Source organism: Corynebacterium vitaeruminis (genome assembly GCF_001054325.1).
Classification (GTDB): domain Bacteria; phylum Actinomycetota; class Actinomycetes; order Mycobacteriales; family Mycobacteriaceae; genus Corynebacterium; species Corynebacterium vitaeruminis_A.
On record NZ_JVVM01000022.1, the window covers coordinates 166,041 to 186,093 of the forward strand.

Sequence of the window (20,053 nt, forward strand, 5' to 3'; positions counted from 1 at the left end):
TGCACACCCCGCCTCGGGCATTGGCATTGCGCCAGACGGGGGACGGTATCTTGTCGCTGACCAAATAGAACGGCTTCTGGCTTAAGCTAGGAGATTAATGATTCCCCTAGTATTCACCCTCGCAGCGATCCTCATCATCGCCGCAGTCGCGCTGTTCGCTGTCGACCGCCGCCGTCGCAGCACACGCGAGACTGCTGTGGCGTCTCCGTCATCGTCATCGCTTCACGACGAGCCTTCGGACTCCACCGGCGAAGTGACCGGTGTGGCGGCAGAAGATGTTGTGCCTGAACAGCCGGATTCTTCAGAGTCGAGCAGTTATGAAGCAGCTTCTGTGGTGAAGTCGGATGTCGCAGCTTGCGCTGACTCTGAGGTCATCACTGAGAATGATACTGACGCCGAAGTTGACTCTGAAACTGAGGCTTCGACGGCGGAGTCTGAAACTCCAGCAGGAAACCTGACTTCGACGGAGCCTGGATCTGTTTCGGGAATCGAGGCGGCGGCCCCTGCAGAGGCTTCCGTGCCCGAAGCAACAGAAATCTCGGAATCTTCCGAAGTATCGGAAACAGCAGCTGACCTGGATGGCGAATCGGACGCGACTCTCCGAAGCGGCATGAAGTCTGGCGCAGAGTCAATCGAGTCAGTGGCTACTGAAGATGCCGACACCGCAGATGAGTCCGAGACAGACACCGACTTTGTGCATCCCGACCTTTCCTCGGACGAGACAGATTTAGTGGACGATGACACCAGCGCCACTGCCACCGATGCCAACACCGGAATTGTTGGCGGTACAGAATTCGACGCTGCTCCCAGTGATAATGCCGAGGCTGGCGAAGTGACGCAACCATCCGATTCTGCGCCACACACCCAGGGCATCCAGTCCACGCCACCCACCCAGGCCGCGCAACCGCAGCGCACCCAGCGGCAGCCAGTTTCCCCTGTCCGCCGACGTATCAGCGGTCGCCGGGTGCGTCACTTACGGAAGGCCTGGGCGCAGGAACGCAATTCCGCCTACAACCGTGTGGATCATGAGCTGCCGTCGTACTGGCAGCGTACGCCGGACGGCGATGCCAAGGCCGTGGTCTCCGGTTTCGCCTTTGGCCGCGAAATGCACCTCGCCGATGTCGGTGGCATTACCACCATCGCCATCCGTCGCTCTGTATCGAGCGATGAGGTTTTCGAGCTGCGCCGCAGCGGCGGCACGGAGCTGCCTCACGTAGCCACCGAAGCTGGTCTGGTAGTCGCAGCTACTAATCCAGAGCTCATTCATCGTATCTTCGACGACCGTGCAACCCGCATGCTTGTCGACGTGCACCCGGCCATCACCCGCATGTGGTCAGAAAACTCCTGGTCCTTGGCGCAGCTGATTGATAATTCAGTGCCAGAGGACTGGGACGGTGCACTGGAATCGCTGTCAGACTTCTCCGACATTGCACGCAGGTTGCCACCTGTGCAGGGCGAAACTGTCGCTCCGGACACAAATCAGTGGGATCCCACTCGTCTTCAGCTCACCGAGCAGTCCGTCGACTCTGGTTCTTTAATTTCTGATAGAACCGGGCGTGGGCACTTGCAGGCGGTACCAGACCAGCGTCGCAATGGTTCTGCTAACCACGAATCGCAGGATCACAGCTCACAGAACGGACATGCCCAGAGCCGCAGCGCTCAGAATAGCAAGCAGGATGAGCCGCTGGACGTCGAGGAAATTGTCTACGCAGATTCTCCTTCGTCTTCGTCCGCGGCCACCGCGGGCGCGACAACGGATGGTTCGCAGTGGTCGTCGCAAAGCAATGAACACCCCACGGTAGTGCAGGCAATTGACGGCTCGTCGTGGCGTCCTGCGCGTGATATCCCGCTTGATCCGACGGCACTGCCCTCGCGGTCGATGGCACGAAAGATGGGTGCAAACGTTGGCGAGTCGGAGGATATCGGGGATTCTGATCAGCAGATTCCTGCGCTTGGTGAGGACCCCGAACATAGTCAAATGCGCTCGAGCCAGGGGCGTGTGGTGCGATCAAATGTGAAGCCCGCCAGTATTTTCACCGACGCCGCCCCAGACCCCGACACCAGCGACGACCCCACCGAATCCGTGTCCGAGCAGAGGGGTGCAACCCCTGATTCCTCGGATGAGTAGAGCCAGACATATCCTTGAACACACAGTCGTTTATTTAGGAGACAACCTCAGATGAGCACCCCCACGAGCAATGTCAATCAGGAAAAGCTGCAGCGTTTGGCCGAGCTGGTCAAGGAGCTGGCAGTGGTTCATGGCAAGGTCACGCTGTCGTCTGGACGTGAGGCTGACTACTACGTTGACCTGCGCCGCGCCACCCTGCACCATGAAGCATCGCGCCTGATTGGTTCCCTGCTGCGGGAGCTCACTGCTGACTGGGACTACGCACACGTCGGAGGACTCACGCTCGGTGCTGACCCGGTGGCTACCTCCGTCATGCATGCCGAGGGGCGTCCGATTGATGCCTTCGTGGTGCGCAAGGAAGCCAAGAAGCACGGCATGCAACGCCGCATCGAAGGGCCGGACATCGTGGGCAAGAAGGTCCTGGTTGTCGAGGACACCACCACTACCGGCAACTCGCCACTGACCGCCGTCGCCGCTCTCCGTGAGGCCGGTGCCGAGGTTGTCGGTGTCGCCACTGTGGTTGACCGCGCGACGGGTGCCGACGAGGTCATCAAGGCTGAAGGCCTGGAGTACCGTTACCTGCTTGGTTTGAATGACTTGGGTCTGGCCTAAGAATCTAAGCGCTAGGACTTCCACCGAGCCCCACACCCCTCACCCACGCATCTCATCTACCTAGCCCAGCCACCTCGCCCAGCCCTCACTCAGCCCCACGAAAGAGGAGTATTCCCATGGCTATCAAGCGCGAAGGACTTTTGTCCAAGCTCACCACGACCAAGCTCCCCGGTACCAAGGAAACCGTCGCTGACATGTTTGTGCGTCGCACGGGCGAAGGTCTCGGCGCACTCGTCGGTATCGCTAGCGCGAGCGCCGACACCCGCCGTGCCCCAGAACGTGCTGGCTACATCGCCGCCAGTGCGGTCAACGTTGTCTCCAGCGCCTTCGGCTGGGAGACCCCACGTCGAGTCTCTAAGACTGTCCTCATGCCACTGCTGGCAGCCAACGTTTGGCGTCGTCGCCACGAGACATCTCGCTTCACGACGACCACGCTGCTCATCGGCCTTGCTGGTGGATGGTTGGGCGACTTGATTCTCATGCCGAACAAGCCGAACCTGAACCGCGGATCTGTGCCGTTTGCAGTCAACCAGGTTGCTTACCATGTGTTGTTGTGGCGTGCCGGTGCGCGTATTAGTGCGCTGCGTGCTGCCATCCGCTTCCCGTTGTGGGCTGGGTCGGTGCCGCTGGTGGGGGCTGTAAAACCAGAGGCACTGCCCGCTGCCGTGGGCTACGGCCCGCTGCTGGCTGTGACTTCCACGCTGGCCGATGACCCGGTGCTGCTGGAGGGCGCTGGTGCCCTCGGCGCCGATGAGCAGACCGGCCTGCCGATTGCCGATGCCGCCTACGGCCTTGGACATGGTGGCAACCTGTTCCTTATCTCCGACACGCTACTGATGGCTCGAAAGATGTTTGCGGAGGAGGGCGTCGTCGGCAAGCTTTTGAACGCAGCAGTGATGGACACCTACACCGTGGCGCAGTTGTTCCTGGTCGAGGGGCTGTTGGCTCTTGACCGCGCCTGAGCCCGGGAAGGGGCCGACGGAGTGGTTTGAGGCTCGTGTCGGGGTGGGGCCGTGGGATCAGGAGCACCCGAACGAGCCCCGACCGACCGGCCCTGAATACGACGAGCAGCTGCTGGATGAGGGCGACCGACGCAATGTCGTCGACGCCTACCGCTACTGGTCGATGGAGGCCATTGTCGCGGAGCTGGATAAGCGTCGCCATCCGCTGCACATCGCTATCGAGAATTTTGAGAACGACTCCAACATCGGCACCGTGGTGCGCACCGCAAATGCCTTCCTGGTGGAGGCCGTGCACATCGTGGGGCGTAAGCGCTGGAACCGGCGCGGCGCGATGGTGACTGACCGCTACCAGCACTTGCTGCACCACGAGACGGTGGCGGAGGTCATCAGTTGGGCGCGCGAGCACGACCTGACTGTGGTGGCCGTGGACAATATCCCAGGCTCTGTGCCCATTGAAACCGTTGAGTTGCCCGAGCGTTGTCTTTTGCTCTTTGGCCAGGAGGGGCCGGGAGTGACTGAAGAAGCACAACAGGCGGCGGATCTGACGGTGTCGATTGCTCAATTTGGATCCACACGTTCGATAAACGCGGGGGTAGCGGCGGGTATTGTCATGCACTCTTGGATTCGTACTCATGCAGATATCACCACAGCCTGGTAATTGTCTGCTTAAGTGTTTTAATTCGAAAGGCTGTTTTAAAGCTGTTCCAAAGCTGTTTTAAGGAGAGCCAGTGGTTCTAAAAATGTCGCGTCCGGAGGCCGAAACGTGGGCCTATCGTGCGGACGTGGCTGAGCAGGCTATTCGCAACCGTCATGCGGCGAAGCTCTGGGGACTCCCGGGCACGAATCTGGCAATGGCTTCCTGGCCAGCGCCGCTGCGGCACAAAGTCTTCATCAACTGGCATTACTGGTGGCAGGCACAATATCTCGACTGCCTGGTGGATGCGGCCAAGCGGGTGCCCTCCAAAGAGAAGTATCGTGCCATCCGCCAGACCACGCGGGGGATTCGCATTCGCAATCTCACGCTGCTGACTAAGAACAAGTACTACGACGATCGCGCGTGGATGACGCTGGCGCTCGGGCGTGCCGACGGCGCCCTCGGTGCGTCGGTGCCCAAGAAGACAACGGCACGGCTGATTTCGTGCTTGGCCGATGGTCGGCAGGAGTCCACGGGTGTGTTGCCGTGGCGTGAGCGGGATCTCTTTTTCAACATTCCCTCCAATGGTCCGGCAGCTATCGCTCTGGCTCGGGCTGGCCGTATCAAGGAGGCGGAGGAGCTTATTGATTGGGTCTACGCCAACCTCCTAGCGGACTCAGGACTGCTCTACGATGGCATTCGCTTGTCCATGGCAGGCGCCGTCGTGCAGAAGGGCATGTTTACGTACAACCAGGGTGTCATGATTGGCGCTTGCCTTGAAGTGGGGCTTGCGCTTCGGGCGCACGGCCAACGTGAACAGGCGACGAAGTACTTCACGCGCGTGCAAAACCTCATCCATGCGGTGGCAAAGGATTTGGCGACCACCGACAACGTCATCACCGGCGCCGGTGGCGGCGATGGTGGCCTGTTCAACGGCATCCTCGTGCGCTACCTCGCCGATGCCGCGGTGCGTTTGCCTAACGACGATCGCATGAATCGCGCGGCGGCCCGCATTGCTCGTCGGCTGGTTCTGGCTTCGGGGGAGAAGTGCTGGTACCACCGCCTCGAGGTCGATGGCCTGCCACTTTTCCCCGCTGACTGGAACGAGAATGCGCAGTTCCCACAGGGCGGTTCGGTAGCGCATTCAGTCGGTGGCGCGGTGCGCAGTTCGGCGATTAAGGAGCGTGACCTCTCCGTGCAGCTGTCGGGCTGGATGCTGATGGAGGCGTGCGCCCGAGTGGCCGATTTTGTTGCGACCAAGCTGGAAAACGGTCAGTCGCTGGACTCGCCAAAACCGAGCTGCCCTGAGTAGCCGCGGGGCCCTAGTTGGTCGCCATCTTGCGCTTGCCGACGCCCGCGCCACCGAGCTGTGGCCAGTCTCGCCAACAGAGAGTCGCATGCCTAGACCCTGCCATCGCCACGTCATGCCTGGCACAATAGGACGCATGAAACTCAATGACATGATGGCTCCTGCTCCCGTGAAGCTACCCATCCTCGACGAGGCTGTTGCTGCCCGCAACGGTGGCGCAAGCCCGGAGGACGTGGTTCGCGCATGTCCGCGCGATTCTCAGGCCTGGGCTGACTTGGCTGAAAGTGCTTTGTCTGAAGGCCAGGAGATTCAGGCCTACGCCTTCGCTCGCACCGGCTACCATCGCGGTCTGGACTTGCTGCGCGGAAACGGCTGGAAGGGGTTCGGCGCCATTCCGTGGGAACACGAGCCGAATCGTGGTGTGCTTCGCGCCTTCGCAGCGTTGGCAAAGGCTGCCAAGGCCATCGGTGAGGATGATGAATTCGATCGCATGATGGCGCTGCTGCGTGACAGTGATGAAACCGCGCTGCCAGAATTGGGTCTTTAATCGCGCACAAAGACTCAGAGAGTATAAAAGCGCACAACAGCACAACAGCACAACAGCGACGCAACAAGCGCATAATTTTTCACATGAGGGTGGTGACTTCGGCATGGCTGGCACAGCTGGTGGGGAAGATAAGGACGCCGCAGCTGCCACAAACCTGGAGGACATTGCTCCTGCGCATGTCGACGACCTCGTTGAGGCTAAGGAAACTCAATTCGTCGAGGATAATCCGCGACCGGATTTCCAAGATTTTCGCAATACGTACCTGCATCCGGCATCCCGGGCAGCAAGCAAGCTGCGTCAGAAAGTACGACCCCGTACGCGTTTCCTCCATGCGGTTGACCGTGTGCGCTCCCGCTGGATGCTCATTGTTCAAGCCACGTTAGCCGCCGGTCTGGCCTACTGGTTCGCTCTTGAGGTACTGGGGCACCCCAACCCGTTCTTCGCGCCGATGGCCGCTTTCATCAGTCTCAACGTGATGACCGCAGGCCCGCGCCTAAAGCACTCTGTTGAGTTGGTGCTCGGTGCCTCGTTGGGGGTCGGCATTGGCGATGTGATTATCTCCATCCTCGGCTCGGGTATCTGGCAGCTGACCGTTGGTGTGTTCGTCGCCATGGTCATCGGGGTGTTTGTCGGCCGCGGTCCGCTCGTAGTGAACCAAGCGGCATCTTCAGCCGTGCTCATCGCCACCATTATTCCGCCGGGCACTGCTGGTTCTTATTACCGAATGATTGATGCTCTCGTCGGTGGTGTGGTGGGCATTATTGTGCTCATTGTTTTGCCGCGAAGTCCGCTGGCGGGTGCTCGTCGCAAGGTGGCCAAGGTCCTTGACATGGGTGCCGACGTCCTCTACGACATCGGCATCGGCATGAAAGAGGGCGACACCGATCGCATCCGCACCGCACTGAGCGTGGTGCGCTCCATGCAGGCACAGGTTTCGCTTATGGACCGCACTGTTGCCGACGCCGACGAGCAGGTCCGAATCTCACCGTTGCTCTGGCGCTCTCGGGATCGAATCCACTCACTGTCGCGCATGGTTCATCCAGTCGATAACGCCATGCGTAACATCCGTGTGCTCGCCCGCCGCGCTATCACCGCCCGCGAGGACCACATCGACTTCTCTCCCGAGCTATGCGAGCTTGTTCTCGGTGTGTCTGAAGGCACGCGCCTGGTCAGTCATTTGCTTGACGACGAAGCTTCCGTGCGCAGAATCCCAGAATGGGGCGAGTTGCCCTTCGAATCTGGCGATATCCCTATCGCCCAACTTTCCGAGGAGTCCGGAGAGGTCAAGCTTGAGGACGTAGTTCGGTACTTGCGTCGTCTAGCGGCGAAAATGCATCCGCGTGTAGTGGAGGACACAACGTTGTCAGAGCAGGTCGTGTTTGCGCAGTGCCGCTCGTTGGTGGTGGATCTGCTGCAGGTATGTGGCCTGTCCAGGCGTTCGGCTGTGGCGACGCTGCCGCCGACGACACCGTTCCCAGCAATGCCACCGGAGGTATGGGACGAGTAGCCGGTGAGACGTAGGCGCGTAGCGGCTCGCGAGTCACCAGTCGGTTACTGCCCACGTGCTACTGCGGTACGCGCTACTACGGCATGCTCTACTGCGGTACGCGTTTGACTTCAACACCGCCGAAAGCGACGAAGCCGCGCACAATAATCTTCGGCACCTGTCCAGCACCAGTAGCGGGAAGGTTGCGCCCCGGGTTGCCAGTAACATCCGTGCCGCCGAAGATGGGCAGCACGTCGACATCAACTTGGTAGTGGTCGGGGACAATGACGTCGACTCCGCCGAAGGCACAGCCAATGTTGACGACTGTAGTTTCCGCGGTCAGGATGGCCTCGCGGAAATCCAGGCCAGTTCCGCCGAAGGTCGCCACCGTGGTGTGTGTGGGCGCGCACGTCCAGGGGCCTCTCTTGTCGGTGCCGCCGAAGATGCCGATGGAGAGCTTCGAACCAGATGCTGCGGCGGAACTATTAATCCGAACAGGCTGGTGATTGTTGGCCGCATTTTGTGCCACTGAGTGGTGTTCGTCCGGGACGCTGCGCAGGTTCGGGTGCGCGGATGGGGACGGGGACATCGGCGGGTGCAGGTTAGGGTTCGGGTGCGTATGTGAAGTTGGCTCGGCCAAGTTCGCGGGCAGTGACAAGTCCTGTGTCAGTGCGGGCAACTCATCGATGTACGTCGCCTTTTGGGCTTTCTTGGTACGCTCCTGCAGTTCCGCAAAGTCGATCTGGCCATCGCGGAATGCCCATTCCAGGCGTTCCAGCGCAGTGTGGCGGGCTTGGTCGCCAGCGCGTAGACGTGGGGTGTTGTCAGTCATGATGCCGTCCTATCGAAACAGTGGCGGGCAGTGGCTTTAACACCCAAATGTTATCTGTACTCGAACTATCTCGCAGGAAGATTCCGCGTAGACATCTCTCGCGCAGGCAGACCATAGCTGTTTCCGCGCCACAGTCAGCGCACAATTTGCATGTCGCGCAAGTGTCGGTACAGCGTCGTCTTCTCGCGCGGCTTCCTCGATTCCACGCCATCACGTACGTATCGAAAGCCCAGGCCACCAACTTGAACTGCCCGTCCTGTCATTGGCGGGTGTAGCTCGCGGGTCGGGGTTTCCTTCGCTTTTCGACGTCTGCCGCGACCCAACCCGAGCCGACTCAGCGGGCCTCTGTCGTGTCCATCCTCTTTATCGCTTTCCGCTTCCGGTACCGGAACTTCGGCCGCAACGATGCCCGGGGCATCGGGCGTGGGGCGAATCTGCAAGCCGGTGGATGTGCCGGAGAACATCTGATGCTCGTCGACGTAGACCTCGCCAGTAAACCCATTTGCCGAGGACACTCCGGTAATTCCCGGTTCTGTCAGTAGGGCGTAACCAATAATTGCGTGCCCGGTGTCATCGCGAATCAGTGGCACTGGCACTGTCGGTCGTGTGAGCGCAGCCGCCGCATCGAGGCCCTCTCCACTTTCGATGCCCCAGTTCTTGGCCGCGGTCGAGGGCGCGGTGGGAACATGTGCCACTTCAATCCATAGGAGATTCTTGCGCATTAGATACGTCGCCACGGCAGCCAGTGCTGCGTCGATGCCAACGACCACAATTCGCAGTGGCTCGCTTGGGTTTTGCGGAGCGGGCTGCGGAGCGCCTAGGTGGTCGACCTTTTTCTGCTTGGCGATTTCCTCCGGCGTCGGCGCCGTATCGGCAGGCAGGACTTCCTTGGCCAGGTCGTCGATGAAAGCCAGCTCCTTGCGGGTGGGAATCATCGCGACGTCGTGAAGCGCATAGGCGGGCGGTTCAGTCGGTGCAGATGCAGGCCACGATTGGCGGAGCAATTGGGAAAACGCGGGTACATCGGGGCCACACTGCAGCACAACAATACGCATAGGACTACACTCTAATGCGTCGTCTGCAATCCCAGGAGTTGAAGTAGGACTATGGCCGCAATCATTATCGTCGGTGCCCAGTGGGGCGACGAGGGCAAGGGCAAGGCAACCGATATTCTCGGTGGTCGCGTTGACTACGTCGTCAAGCCCAACGGTGGCAACAACGCCGGCCACACTGTTGTCGTCGGTGGTGAGAAGTACGAGCTGAAGCTGCTTCCGGCTGGTGTGCTGTCGGAAAACGCCGTGCCGATTATCGGTAATGGCTGCGTGGTTAATCTCGAGGCGCTTTTCGACGAGATTGATGGTCTCGAAGCTCGCGGCGCAAAGGCCTCCCGCCTGCGCGTTTCAGGCAATGCCCACATGGTTGCTCCGTACCACCAGACGCTGGACCGTGTGACCGAGCGCTTCCTGGGTAAGCGTGCTATCGGTACTACTGGCCGCGGTATCGGCCCGACGTACGCCGACAAGGTTGGCCGTACGGGCTTGCGGGTGCAGGACATTCTGGATGAGTCGATTCTGCGCCAGAAGATTGAGTCTTCGCTGGCGCAGAAGAACCAGATTCTGGTCAAGCTGTACAACCGCCGCGCCATCGATCCGGACGAGGTCTTTGATTACTTCATGGGTTTCGCTGATCGTCTGCGCCCGATGATTATCGACTCGGAGTTTGAGCTCAACCAGGCCCTGGACGCTGGCAAGCACGTCCTCATGGAGGGCGGCCAGGCCACCATGCTCGACGTCGACCACGGCACCTATCCGTTCGTGACTTCCTCGAACCCGACTGCTGGTGGCGCCTGCGTGGGCACCGGCATTGGCCCGACGAAGATCACTTCGGTGCTGGGCATCATGAAGGCCTACACCACCCGCGTCGGTGCTGGCCCGTTCCCGACGGAGCTGTTCGACAAGTGGGGCGAGTACCTGCAGACCACCGGCGGTGAGGTCGGCGTCAACACCGGCCGTAAGCGCCGCTGCGGTTGGTACGATTCGGTGCTGGCTCGCTACGCAGCGCGCGTCAACGGCTTCACGGATTTATTCATCACCAAGCTGGACGTTCTGACCGGTATCGGCGAGATTCCGATTTGTGTCGCTTACGACGTTGACGGCGTGCGTCACGACGAAATGCCACTCACTCAGTCGGAGTTCCACCACGCTGTCCCGATTTACGAGACCATGCCTGCGTGGGACGAGGACATCACTGGCTGCCGCACCTTTGACGAGCTGCCGGACAAGGCCAAGGATTACCTGAACCGCCTGGAGGAACTCTCCGGCGCTCGCATTTCCTACATCGGTGTTGGTCCGGGCCGCGACCAGACCATCGTTGTTCATGACGTGCTGGACAACTAGCGCTGGACAATTAGTCGGGGATAGTGGCGAACTAACCGGAAAATAGTCCGGCTTTGTGACTCGGCTTTATCGAACTGTTAGATAAAAAATCTTCGGTGCCGAAACTGCTGGCTGCTTCAAAAAAAAGAACATTTGCTAACCACGCGAAGGCTCTGGGAATTGTCAGTTGCCCCTGGCATCCCAGAGTCATTTTTGTATCGTAGGCCTCACCGCGTAGTCCAACGACAGAAGTCCTAAAGACAGAAGGCGTGTGGTTTTCATGCAAAACACAGGACAACGAGTACAACGACTGGCAAGTTCCGCCGTGCTTTCCGGCGCGATGGTTTTCTCCGCAGTAGGTGGAGCAATTGCAGCTCCTGCGGCTCAGGCGAAACCGGCACCGGCTCCGGCACAGGGGGACAACTGTACCCCGAACCCGGCTGCACCCGAGATTCAGAAGGCCCTGGATAAGGTCAACAGGGAGCGCCCGAACAACCATAATGGGTGGAAGTACACTGGCACCTCCAACTTCAGCCCGTGTAGCGATTTGAGCTTTGCTCTCGCAGATCAGGCTAAGCAGGGCAACGCTCAGTCCTCCACTGTGCTGTTGATGTTCCACAAGGGTGAGTTCATTGGTACGGACTCTGACCGGCCTCAGCACATCAACAAGGTGACGCCGACCCCTGATGGTAAGAACATTTCAGTCATCTACCACGACTGGGAGGCCCAGGAGGCCGCAGGTGCGCCGAACGCTGATGCGGCCAAGTTCACCTCTAATGTTCACTTCTTCTGGAACGGCGATCACGTCGTCCACGAGGGGAAGATTCCCGGCGGCGCGAAGCTCGCTTCCTAACGGCTCCCGAGAACTCTCGAGAGCTTTCGAGAATTCTTGGACACTCTCGGGGACTCTTGAATTTTTCCAAGTAAACTCAATTCAGAGTCGGGCATGAGAAAGTAATGCTCCGCCGTAGCTAAGTTCTTGAGAAAACTTGAGAGAACAGAAGAGGTTCCAGCCATGAGTGGTCGTTCAGTTCGTCGCGGGTCGATGCTGGTTAGCGCGGCGGTCGCAGGTGTAGTGGCTTTGTCCGGTTGCTCCACTGATGAGACCGCAGCACCGACCTCTGCTCCTCAGGTAGATGAAGAAACGACCACCATCACTACGACCACCACTGTCGAGGATGACAGTGAAAGTGCAGATACCCCCAATCCGGATGTCGATGATAACGACACCGATGGGGGTTCTTCTGCGCCAACCCAGGAAGAGTCTTTCGAAGAAGCGGTTGCCGACCTGAACTCAATGGAAGGTGGCAATGGCAGCGGTTGGACAGTCACGGACAATACGAACTGGGATACCACCAGCGAGTTGACCTTTGCCTCAGCAGTACAGAATGAAATTACCCACTCAACTACCTCTGGTGCAGTGCTGCTGTTTCATAAGGGCGAGTACGTGGGTACCGCCGGTGGTCCGCAGACAATCAACTCGGTCGAAGGCGATGGCAAAACTGTGACCGTCAATTTCTTCGATGTCAATAAAATGATTGAAGACGGCGGTGCTTTCGCCTTTAAAGACCAGTACAACGCTCCCGTTACGTACTCCTGGGATGGGGCAGAAGTTGCTCAAGAAGGTGAGATTCCAAAGGCAGAGGGAAATTAATCTCTAACCCGTGGTCTCTCCAGATGCGAGCACTGCCAGGCCGTTTTACAGTAGTGGCGCACCACACAGATTTCACACAGATTTCTGTGTCTCGTAAACCTTCGGCGATAGTATGCCGACGCTGTGTTGTCGGTACTACGCCGTCAATACGAAGTCGCTAACACTACGCCCAAAGAGGAAAATCACCGGCCATGCCATCTAGCAACTCATCTGACTCCATGTTTGACGAACGGATCGAGCAGAGCGAGCAGCCACAGAACTCACGCGCCCACGGCACGCGTCGCGCAATCGCGGCCATCGCTATGGGCGCGTTTGCTATTTCTCCTATTGCAGCCTGCAGCAATGATGTGGACAACGACGCGGCGTCGTCGTCAAGCAGTGCAAGCGCGGTCAGCACCACGTCGAGTGAAGAGAAGACCTTTGAAAAGCAACAGGTCGCTGAGCTGAATGCGGCGGCGAATGTGCGGCCGACTGCGATGGCGAAGCTGCCGGAAGGCTTTGATCTGCAGTCGCACCGTGGTGGTCGCGGCGAGTGGACGGAGGAGTCCAAGCAGGCGATGGCCAACTCGCTGGAGCTGGGCGTTACGACGCTGGAGCTGGACATCGTCCTGACGAAGGATGGCGTGCCGATGGTCTGGCACGATCCGGAGATCCAAGACGATAAGTGCTCGGACACCGAGCCAGTGACGGAGGGGGATCCGCAGTACCCGTACGTCGGCAAGCTCGTGCATGACCTCACCTATGAGCAGGTGCAGACCCTGGTCTGCGACAAGAAGCTCGAGGACTTCCCGGATGCGGAGCCAATCAAGGGCAACAAGATGATGACCCTGCCCGAGCTGTTCGAGCTAACCAAGGACAACCAGGACATCCACTTCAACATTGAGACCAAGATTGAGGGCGAAAAGCGCGCTGACTCGGCAGAACCACAGGAGTTCGTCGATGTGATTCTCGACGAGATTGACCGCGCGGGTGTGGCTGACCGTGTGATGATTCAGTCCTTCGATTGGCGCTCGTTGCCGCTCGTTGCGGAGCGGAACCCAGAGATTCCGCTGGTCATGCTGTGGGACGAGACCACCTGGAAGAAGGACTCTCCCTGGACCGGCGATGTCAACTACGACGAGGTTGACGGCGACATCATCGAGGCCGCCAAGCAGCTCGGCGTGCAGGTGCTCTCTCCGACGCACAGCATTCCCTATGGCAAGACCCCGTCGGATTCTGACTACCACCCAGTCGCCACGCCGGAACTAATCTCCCGCGCGCATGAGGCCGGCATGAAGGTGGTGCCGTGGACCGTTAATGAAAAGGAGACCATGCGCGAGCAAATCGCCGCTGGCGTCGATGGCATTATTACCGACTACCCGACGCGCCTGCGCGAGGTTTTGTCCGAGCTGAACATGCCGCTGCCGGAGTCGGCTCCGGTGGGTGATGCAGCGATGGCGACGAATTAGTAACCCCGGCTGGTACCAGCAAAACTCGCCTGTAGCCCTGTTTTTGCCCGTGTTTAGCTATGCGCGCCGGGCGCGTTTCGTGTCACACTTGGCCTTATGACGCGTTTGAAAGTGCTTGCCGACGTTGACACGGGAATCGATGACAGTCTTGCTCTCGTCTACCTCGCGGGGTTGCATACCGCAGGTGAGATTGAGCTGGTGGGCGTGACCTGCGCGGGTGGTAACACCACTGCGGCATGGTCTGCCCGCAACACCAAGTACATGCTGAACCTCTGCGGTTGCCCGGAGGTTCCGGTCGTCAGCGGGTTTGAGGGGCCCGCTGACCGCGAGCTGACCACTACGCCGGAAACACACGGCCCGTACGGGCTGGGCTATAACATGGCACCACCGGCCGTCATCTACGAACCGGGTCGCGGCGGTGCGGCGGATCCGCTGGCGCTCTGGCGTCAGCTCATTGAGCAGGCGCGGTCAACGGGGGAGAAGGTACACCTGCTGGTTACCGGCCCTATGACCACGTACGTGGCCGCGCTGAAGAAGTACCCAGAGCTCATGCGGGAGCTCGACGGGGTGACCATTATGGGCGGTGCGGTGGAGTATCACGGCAACGTTACCGAGTTCGCGGAATGGAACTTCTGGGTCGATCCCACCGCGGTCACCGAGGTTTTCGGCACTGCGGGTGCTGTGGCTGTCGAGCGACCGGAGGATGCCGTGCGCAGCATCGCCACCGCCGCAGGTGCGCCGGTGCCGACGCTGGTTCCGCTTAATGTCACCGAGACCATCACCATCAGCGATGCCGAGGTCGAGTCCTGGCGCGATGCCGGTATGAATCCGGAGTTGTTACGTGTTCTGCGCCGCTCGCTCAAGTTCTACTTTGAGTTCCACCAGGGGGTTGGAGTCGGTTACAAGGCGCAGGTCCATGACCTCTTCGCTGCGATGGTGACCGTCGGTGCGGTAACCGGGGAAGTGGAGAAGATGCGTCTCGTGGGCGTCGATAAGCGAACTTTTGCAGATGAGCCAGCACGCCGCGGTCAGGTAGTGGAAGATTCTGCCGGTGCTGAGGCAAATGTTGTCTTGGCTGCTGACCGGGATGCGGCGCTAGCGGAGTTCGAGCGGGTGTTCCCGCGCTAGGTTCTCCCGCGCCCGCCCGCCGCGATGAACCTGACTGCTGTCGTATGCTGGAGACAATCAATTTCACAGCTGCTGGTTGCGCAGCATATGTGCCGTAGACGAAAGCGAGTTTATCTCGATGTTCACCCCTGAAGTCACCGGAACCCCGTACCAGCCGGGAGCAACGCGAGTTCTGCTGCTCGGCTCTGGCGAACTCGGCAAGGAGGTGACCATTGCCTTCCAGCGCCTGGGCGTTGAGGTGCACGCTGCCGATCGCTACGAGCACGCACCGGCGCATCAGGTAGCTCATCATGCCTACGTACTGAATATGTCGGACCCCAGTGCGCTGCATGACCTGATTCTCCAGGTCAAGCCGCACTTTATCGTCCCTGAGATTGAGGCGCTGGCAACCGAAGTCCTGGCAGAGGTTGAGGAAGATGAGACGCTGGACATCACCGTCATCCCGACCGCGCGGGCGACCCAGCTGACCATGAATCGCGAGGGTATTCGCCGTCTGGCTGCTGAAGAGGTCGGTCTGCCTACCTCCCGCTATCAGTTCGCGTCCACCTTCGAGGAGTTCACCGCAGCTGTTGATGAGATTGGCTTCCCGTGCGTGGTCAAGCCGGTCATGAGTTCCTCGGGCAAGGGACAGTCCACGCTGCGTTCGCCGGAGGATGTCCAGGTCGCGTGGGATTACGCCATGAGTGGCGGTCGCGTAGAGTCCGGTCGCGTTATCGTGGAGGGCTTCGTCGATTTCGACTACGAGATTACGCTGCTGACCGTGCGTTCTGTTGACCCAGAGACCGGCGAGGGGGCGACATGGTTCTGTGAGCCCATTGGGCACCGCCAGCAGGATGGCGACTACGTGGAGTCGTGGCAGCCGGCAGCTATGAGCGAAAACGCACTGGACAATGCTCGCTCTGTCGCCGCACGTATCACCAACGCGCTGGGCGGCCGCGGTATCTTCGGCGTCGAGCTGTTTGTCCGCGGCGATGAGGTATGGTTCTCCGAGGTCAGCCCGCGTCCGCACGACACGGGCATGGTCACCATGGGCACGCAGCGTTTCTCCGAGTTCGAGCTTCACGCGCGCGCAGTGCTGGGTCTGCCTATCGACGTCACGCTGGTGTCCCCGGGAGCCTCCGCTGTCGTCTACGGCGGTGCTGACATCGAGCAGCCGGGCTACACCGGGCTGGCTGAGGCCATGGCTATTCCGGAGACAGACATTCGTATCTTCGGTAAGCCGGTTGCCGGCCCGCGTCGCCGCATGGGTGTTGCTGTTTCGACCGCAGATTCTGTCGATGCTGCTCGTGAGCGCGCATCTGAGGCGGCGTCAAAGATTAAGGTCGTCGAACTGGGCTAGTTCGACGACCTAACGTGTGCTGCGGTGCGGCCTTAACCGGCCCTGCAGCGCACTTTTTGTGCGCTCACTGCAGTGCGCGAGCTACTTGGACTTTTGTACCGGTGGCTCGGCCGACCAGGGGAAGACAATCCAGTCATCGGTGTGCTTCCAGACGTAGTCCGGTGCAATCTCCGAGCGGGACTTGCCGTAGAGCACAGCGGAGCGTACTTCCGCGCCGTAAGTCTTGAGCAGGTCAAGCACCAGGTGCAGCGTGCGACCGGAGTCTGCGACATCGTCAACGACCAGCAGACGGCGGTCGGAAATCGACTCGATGTCCAGCAGCGGTTCCAGCAAAACCGGATCCGGCAGGGTCTCCGCCACGTCGGTGTAGAACTCGACGTTAATGGCATCTGAAAGCTTGACGCCCATGGTGTAGCTGAGCGCACCTGCCGGCAGAAGGCCACCGCGGGCCACGGCGATAATAATCTCCGGATTGAAGCCCGAATCAACAATCTGCTGTGCCAGTTCGCGGGAGGCGACGCCGAAGCCCTCCCAGGTCAGAACTTCCTTGACGTCCAGGTTGGATGAGTCTGCATGATAAGCCATGTATTAACTCTAATCCGAATACCGACTGACGTGCACAATCAACTGCCAGGTTAGACCCGACGCGCTAGCTGGCGACAGTCTCCACAACGGCTTCGTGGACAGCTTCAGCCACGTCCTCGGCATCCGGCTGCTTTGCGACGACCGTGGAGGCCGAAACCATGTCGGCCCACTCGACCAGCTTCTTGCGCTCGCGGCCTTCGGCTTCGCCCGCTGCACGCTCGGCGGCATCGAGTGCGTGCCAGCCCTCCCAGGTGGTGACGTGGAGGCCCTTGTAGGCCAGGAACTCGTCGACGTCGTTATGCGTGGGTTTTGCAGGTGCGACCAGGCGACCTGCCTCCCAGTCGGCGATGAGGTTTCCGATGGTTTCGTTGGCATCGCCCTTGGTGTTACCGATTAGGCCGACCGGGCCACGGCGGATCCAGCCAGTGGTGTACAGGCCCTGGATGTGGTTGCCGTCGACGTCGTCAAGCACGCGTCCGCCGGCATCCGGGATGGTGTGGGTGCCGGTGTCGAACGGTACGCCAGTGACCGCGTCGGAGCGGTAGCCAACTGCGCGGTAGACCGCGCCGACCGGCCATTCGGTGAACTCGCCGGTGCCGCGGACGCCGCCCTCGCCATCGAGCTCAGTGCGTTCGGTGCGGATAGCGCTGACGTGCTGTACGCCATCTTCGCCGGTCTCACCGATGATTTCGACCGGGGACTCGAAGAAGTGGATGAAGAGCTTGTGCGGGGCACCCTTCGGTTCGCGGATCGCGTAGTTTTCCAGAATCGTGCAGACCTGGTCGGTGATCTTGGACTCGCGACGGGCGGTTTCGGAGGCGGCGTCGTACTGGATGTCCTCCGGATTCACGACCACCTCAATGGTGTCGGAGTGATCCAGTTCCTTCAGCTCTAGTGGAGTGAACTTTGCCTGAGCCGGACCGCGGCGACCGAAGACGTGAATTTCGCGGGCGGCGTTCTTTGCCAGGCCATCGTAGACGTTGTCGGCAATTTCGGTGACGTGCAGCTCATCGGCAGTCTTGGCGAGAATACGGGCGACGTCGAGGCCCACGTTGCCGACGCCGACCACTGCAACAGAGTCAGCGGAGAGATCCCAGTCGCGGGCGAACTCCGGGTGGGAGTCGTAGAAACCTACGAACTCACCAGCCCCGTAGTGCTCCGGTAGGTCGGAGCCCGGGATGTTCAGGTCGCGGTCGCCGGTCGCGCCGGTGGCGAAGACGATGGCGTCGTAGAACTGGCGCAGTTCCTCAACGCTGACTTGCTTGCCGACGTCCACGTTGCCCAGCAGTCGAACCTGTGGCTTGTCCAGCACTCGGTGCAGGGACTTAATGATGCCCTTGATTCGTGGGTGGTCTGGGGCAACGCCATAGCGGATGAGACCGAACGGCACCGGGAGACGCTCGTAGAGGTCAATGGCGACGTCGCGGCCGGACTTCATCAACGCATCGGAGGCGTAGATGCCAGCTGGGCCCGAGCCGACCACAGCTACACGCAGCGGTGTGGTGGAGTCAGCGAGGTCGGGCAGTGGGGAAGCGGCCGTGTTCTGGGCTGCAGCTTGGTTGTTGGTCATTGGGTGGAATCCTTTTTACGTTTTTCTTTGTCGCGATTGCTTATCGTAGACCAATCGGTCTATGCTTGCTGCAACAGAATATAGACAAACTGGTCTACAAAATGCAAACACAAAACACCGCAAGAATCACCGCTTTGGCTTGAGAGGGTTTTGCTGCGCATCGCTTCTGCTGGATGGGCTCTGAGTTAGTTCATCTTCTGGGCATCGTGGCAACGGCAGGCTCTGGTTGGGGTAGGCGGGGAAGGGCTTGTCATGGAAAAACTCATAGTCTTTGTGCTAATCGGCCTTGGCGCGCAATTAGTCGATGGCACTCTGGGGATGGCGTTCGGTGTCACCGCCACTTCCCTGTTTATTGTCGCTGGTAGTAGCGCTGCCACTGCATCGGCGGTGGTGCATGTAGCGGAGGTGGGTACGACACTGGCCTCTGGTATTTCGCACTGGCGATTCGGAAATGTCGACTGGCGGCGCGTACTGAGCCTTGGTGTACCGGGTGCTATTGGCGCATTTGTTGGTGCGACCTTTTTGTCCAATCTCGACGGTGATGCCGCGACGCCTGTGACCTCGACAATCTTGCTTTTTCTCGGCCTGTGGGTGATTATTCGCTTCGCCTTCCTGGCTAATGTTAAGCGCAAGAAAAAGACCTGGGGAGCGAAGAAGCTCGCTCCGCTGGGGCTCTTTGGTGGTCTGCTCGATTCCACTGGTGGCGGCGGTTGGGGGCCTGTTACGACCTCTACGTTGCTCGGTGCTGAGGCTGATCAGCCGCGGAAGATTATCGGCACTGTTTCTGCGGCGGAATTTCTTGTCGCTTCAGCTGCTGTACTGGGCTTTTTGCCCAAGCTGCGGGAGGAATTCACTCAGCATGCCGCACCGGTAATTGGTTTGTTGTGCGGCGGTGTAATTGCCGCGCCTTTGGCTGCGTACCTGGTGGGGCGCATTAATCCACGCCTGCTTGGAATTGTGATTGGCGGCGTGTTGGTGGGGCTGAATATTCGCACTCTGTTTTCGCCGCTAGTTTCCGGCAGTGTGCTGGCGACAGTGCTGCTCGTGTGGGCTTTTGCTGTCGTGGTGCTGGTGCTGTGGGCGCGTTCGCACGACACGCTTCCGGGTCTGCGTCAGCGTGTGCAGCTCGAGCCGGATTCTCAGTCTTCCTCGGCTGGCCTGCCTAATTCTGAACCTCCATCACAGGTTGGGGTTGATGCTGGGGCTGAAGAGGTTTCTGACGGTATCAAGGTGGCCGCAGAAAACGGTGTCCACGTGGGCGAAGCAGGGTTTCGCTAGTCGTTTGGGTGTGCCCCCGTCTTGCACTAGGCAGACTGGTCGGTCTAATGTTGCCTCCAACGCAACGTAGACCGCACGGTCTATAAAAATTTAGAAACTAATCCGCTCGGGACTGATTCAAAACTCTGATTCGGTCAACGAGAACAAAAAACGAAAGTGATTCGGT

The 20,053-nt window shown here is 59.8% G+C and carries 18 protein-coding genes and 1 pseudogene; 15 read left to right on the forward strand and 4 right to left on the reverse strand.

Going from position 1 to position 20,053, the window contains the following annotated elements; genetic code table 11:
* The first annotated feature begins 97 nt into the window (after positions 1-97).
* The 8 genes and pseudogenes from ADA16_RS06670 to ADA16_RS06700 all read left to right on the forward strand — a co-directional run bounded on the left by ADA16_RS06670 (position 98) and on the right by ADA16_RS06700 (position 7,699).
* The gene (locus ADA16_RS06670) at positions 98-2,128 is read left to right on the forward strand and encodes a hypothetical protein (RefSeq protein ID WP_048760304.1); all 2,031 of its coding nucleotides are present in this window, start codon (positions 98-100) and stop codon (positions 2,126-2,128) included.
* Between the two features lie 51 nt (positions 2,129-2,179).
* Positions 2,180-2,740 (forward strand): orotate phosphoribosyltransferase, encoded by a 561-nt coding sequence (gene pyrE / locus ADA16_RS06675; RefSeq protein WP_048760306.1) that lies wholly within the window; start codon positions 2,180-2,182, stop codon positions 2,738-2,740.
* Between the two features lie 116 nt (positions 2,741-2,856).
* A complete protein-coding gene (locus ADA16_RS06680; RefSeq protein ID WP_048760307.1) occupies positions 2,857-3,702 on the forward strand; it encodes a lysoplasmalogenase in 846 nt (281 codons plus the stop codon).
* The gene (locus ADA16_RS06685) at positions 3,689-4,360 is read left to right on the forward strand and encodes a TrmH family RNA methyltransferase (RefSeq protein ID WP_048760309.1); all 672 of its coding nucleotides are present in this window, start codon (positions 3,689-3,691) and stop codon (positions 4,358-4,360) included. The genes ADA16_RS06680 and ADA16_RS06685 overlap by 14 nt, the downstream gene beginning before the upstream one ends.
* 70 nt (positions 4,361-4,430) lie before the next feature.
* A complete protein-coding gene (locus tag ADA16_RS06690) occupies positions 4,431-5,648 on the forward strand; it encodes a glycoside hydrolase family 76 protein (RefSeq protein ID WP_048760311.1) in 1,218 nt (405 codons plus the stop codon).
* Positions 5,649-5,781: 133 nt separating this feature from the next.
* Complete coding sequence (locus tag ADA16_RS06695; RefSeq protein WP_048760313.1) at positions 5,782-6,192, forward strand: DUF3151 domain-containing protein; 411 nt, start codon at positions 5,782-5,784, stop codon at positions 6,190-6,192.
* 23 nt (positions 6,193-6,215) lie between these two features.
* Positions 6,216-6,434 (forward strand): annotated as a pseudogene (locus tag ADA16_RS11505) (hypothetical protein); the annotation flags it as partial.
* Complete coding sequence (locus ADA16_RS06700; RefSeq protein ID WP_414629655.1) at positions 6,356-7,699, forward strand: FUSC family protein; 1,344 nt, start codon at positions 6,356-6,358, stop codon at positions 7,697-7,699. The pseudogene ADA16_RS11505 and the gene ADA16_RS06700, both read left to right, overlap by 79 nt.
* Before the next feature lie 88 nt (positions 7,700-7,787).
* Here the strand turns inward: ADA16_RS06700 and ADA16_RS06705 are convergent, their stop codons facing one another.
* Entirely contained in the window at positions 7,788-8,510 is a 723-nt protein-coding gene (locus ADA16_RS06705; protein WP_048760316.1) for a DUF1707 SHOCT-like domain-containing protein, read from the reverse strand.
* Between the two features lie 134 nt (positions 8,511-8,644).
* On the reverse strand, positions 8,645-9,565 hold the full coding sequence (locus tag ADA16_RS06710) for a hypothetical protein (protein WP_239659377.1): 921 nt from the start codon (positions 9,563-9,565) through the stop codon (positions 8,645-8,647).
* A gap of 51 nt (positions 9,566-9,616) precedes the next feature.
* On the opposite strand from ADA16_RS06710, the gene ADA16_RS06715 reads away from it, so the two are divergent.
* The 6 genes from ADA16_RS06715 to purT all read left to right on the forward strand — a co-directional run bounded on the left by ADA16_RS06715 (position 9,617) and on the right by purT (position 16,454).
* The gene (locus ADA16_RS06715; protein WP_016421542.1) at positions 9,617-10,906 is read left to right on the forward strand and encodes an adenylosuccinate synthase; all 1,290 of its coding nucleotides are present in this window, start codon (positions 9,617-9,619) and stop codon (positions 10,904-10,906) included.
* Between the two features lie 259 nt (positions 10,907-11,165).
* Positions 11,166-11,738, forward strand: a complete 573-nt coding sequence (locus tag ADA16_RS06720; protein ID WP_048760544.1) for an LppP/LprE family lipoprotein — start codon at positions 11,166-11,168, stop codon at positions 11,736-11,738.
* Positions 11,739-11,900: 162 nt separating this feature from the next.
* Positions 11,901-12,539: an LppP/LprE family lipoprotein gene (locus ADA16_RS06725; RefSeq protein WP_048760317.1), complete on the forward strand. Its 639-nt coding sequence runs from the start codon at positions 11,901-11,903 to the stop codon at positions 12,537-12,539.
* A gap of 191 nt (positions 12,540-12,730) precedes the next feature.
* Entirely contained in the window at positions 12,731-13,987 is a 1,257-nt protein-coding gene (locus ADA16_RS06730; RefSeq protein ID WP_048760320.1) for a glycerophosphodiester phosphodiesterase family protein, read from the forward strand.
* Positions 13,988-14,083: 96 nt separating this feature from the next.
* Positions 14,084-15,115 carry a nucleoside hydrolase gene (locus ADA16_RS06735; RefSeq protein ID WP_048760322.1) on the forward strand — a complete coding sequence of 344 codons (1,032 nt, stop codon included), beginning with the start codon at positions 14,084-14,086 and terminating at the stop codon, positions 15,113-15,115.
* 118 nt (positions 15,116-15,233) lie between these two features.
* On the forward strand, positions 15,234-16,454 hold the full coding sequence (gene purT, locus ADA16_RS06740; protein WP_048760323.1) for a formate-dependent phosphoribosylglycinamide formyltransferase: 1,221 nt from the start codon (positions 15,234-15,236) through the stop codon (positions 16,452-16,454).
* Between the two features lie 81 nt (positions 16,455-16,535).
* Here the strand turns inward: purT and ADA16_RS06745 are convergent, their stop codons facing one another.
* On the reverse strand, positions 16,536-17,039 hold the full coding sequence (locus ADA16_RS06745; protein ID WP_048760325.1) for a phosphoribosyltransferase: 504 nt from the start codon (positions 17,037-17,039) through the stop codon (positions 16,536-16,538).
* A 64-nt stretch (positions 17,040-17,103) separates the two neighbouring features.
* Positions 17,104-18,609 (reverse strand): FAD-dependent oxidoreductase, encoded by a 1,506-nt coding sequence (locus tag ADA16_RS06750; RefSeq protein WP_048760327.1) that lies wholly within the window; start codon positions 18,607-18,609, stop codon positions 17,104-17,106.
* A gap of 252 nt (positions 18,610-18,861) precedes the next feature.
* Between ADA16_RS06750 and ADA16_RS06755 the strand changes: the two genes are divergently transcribed.
* Positions 18,862-19,887, forward strand: coding sequence for a sulfite exporter TauE/SafE family protein (locus tag ADA16_RS06755; RefSeq protein WP_048760329.1), 1,026 nt, complete (start codon positions 18,862-18,864; stop codon positions 19,885-19,887).
* Positions 19,888-20,053: the final 166 nt, after the last annotated feature.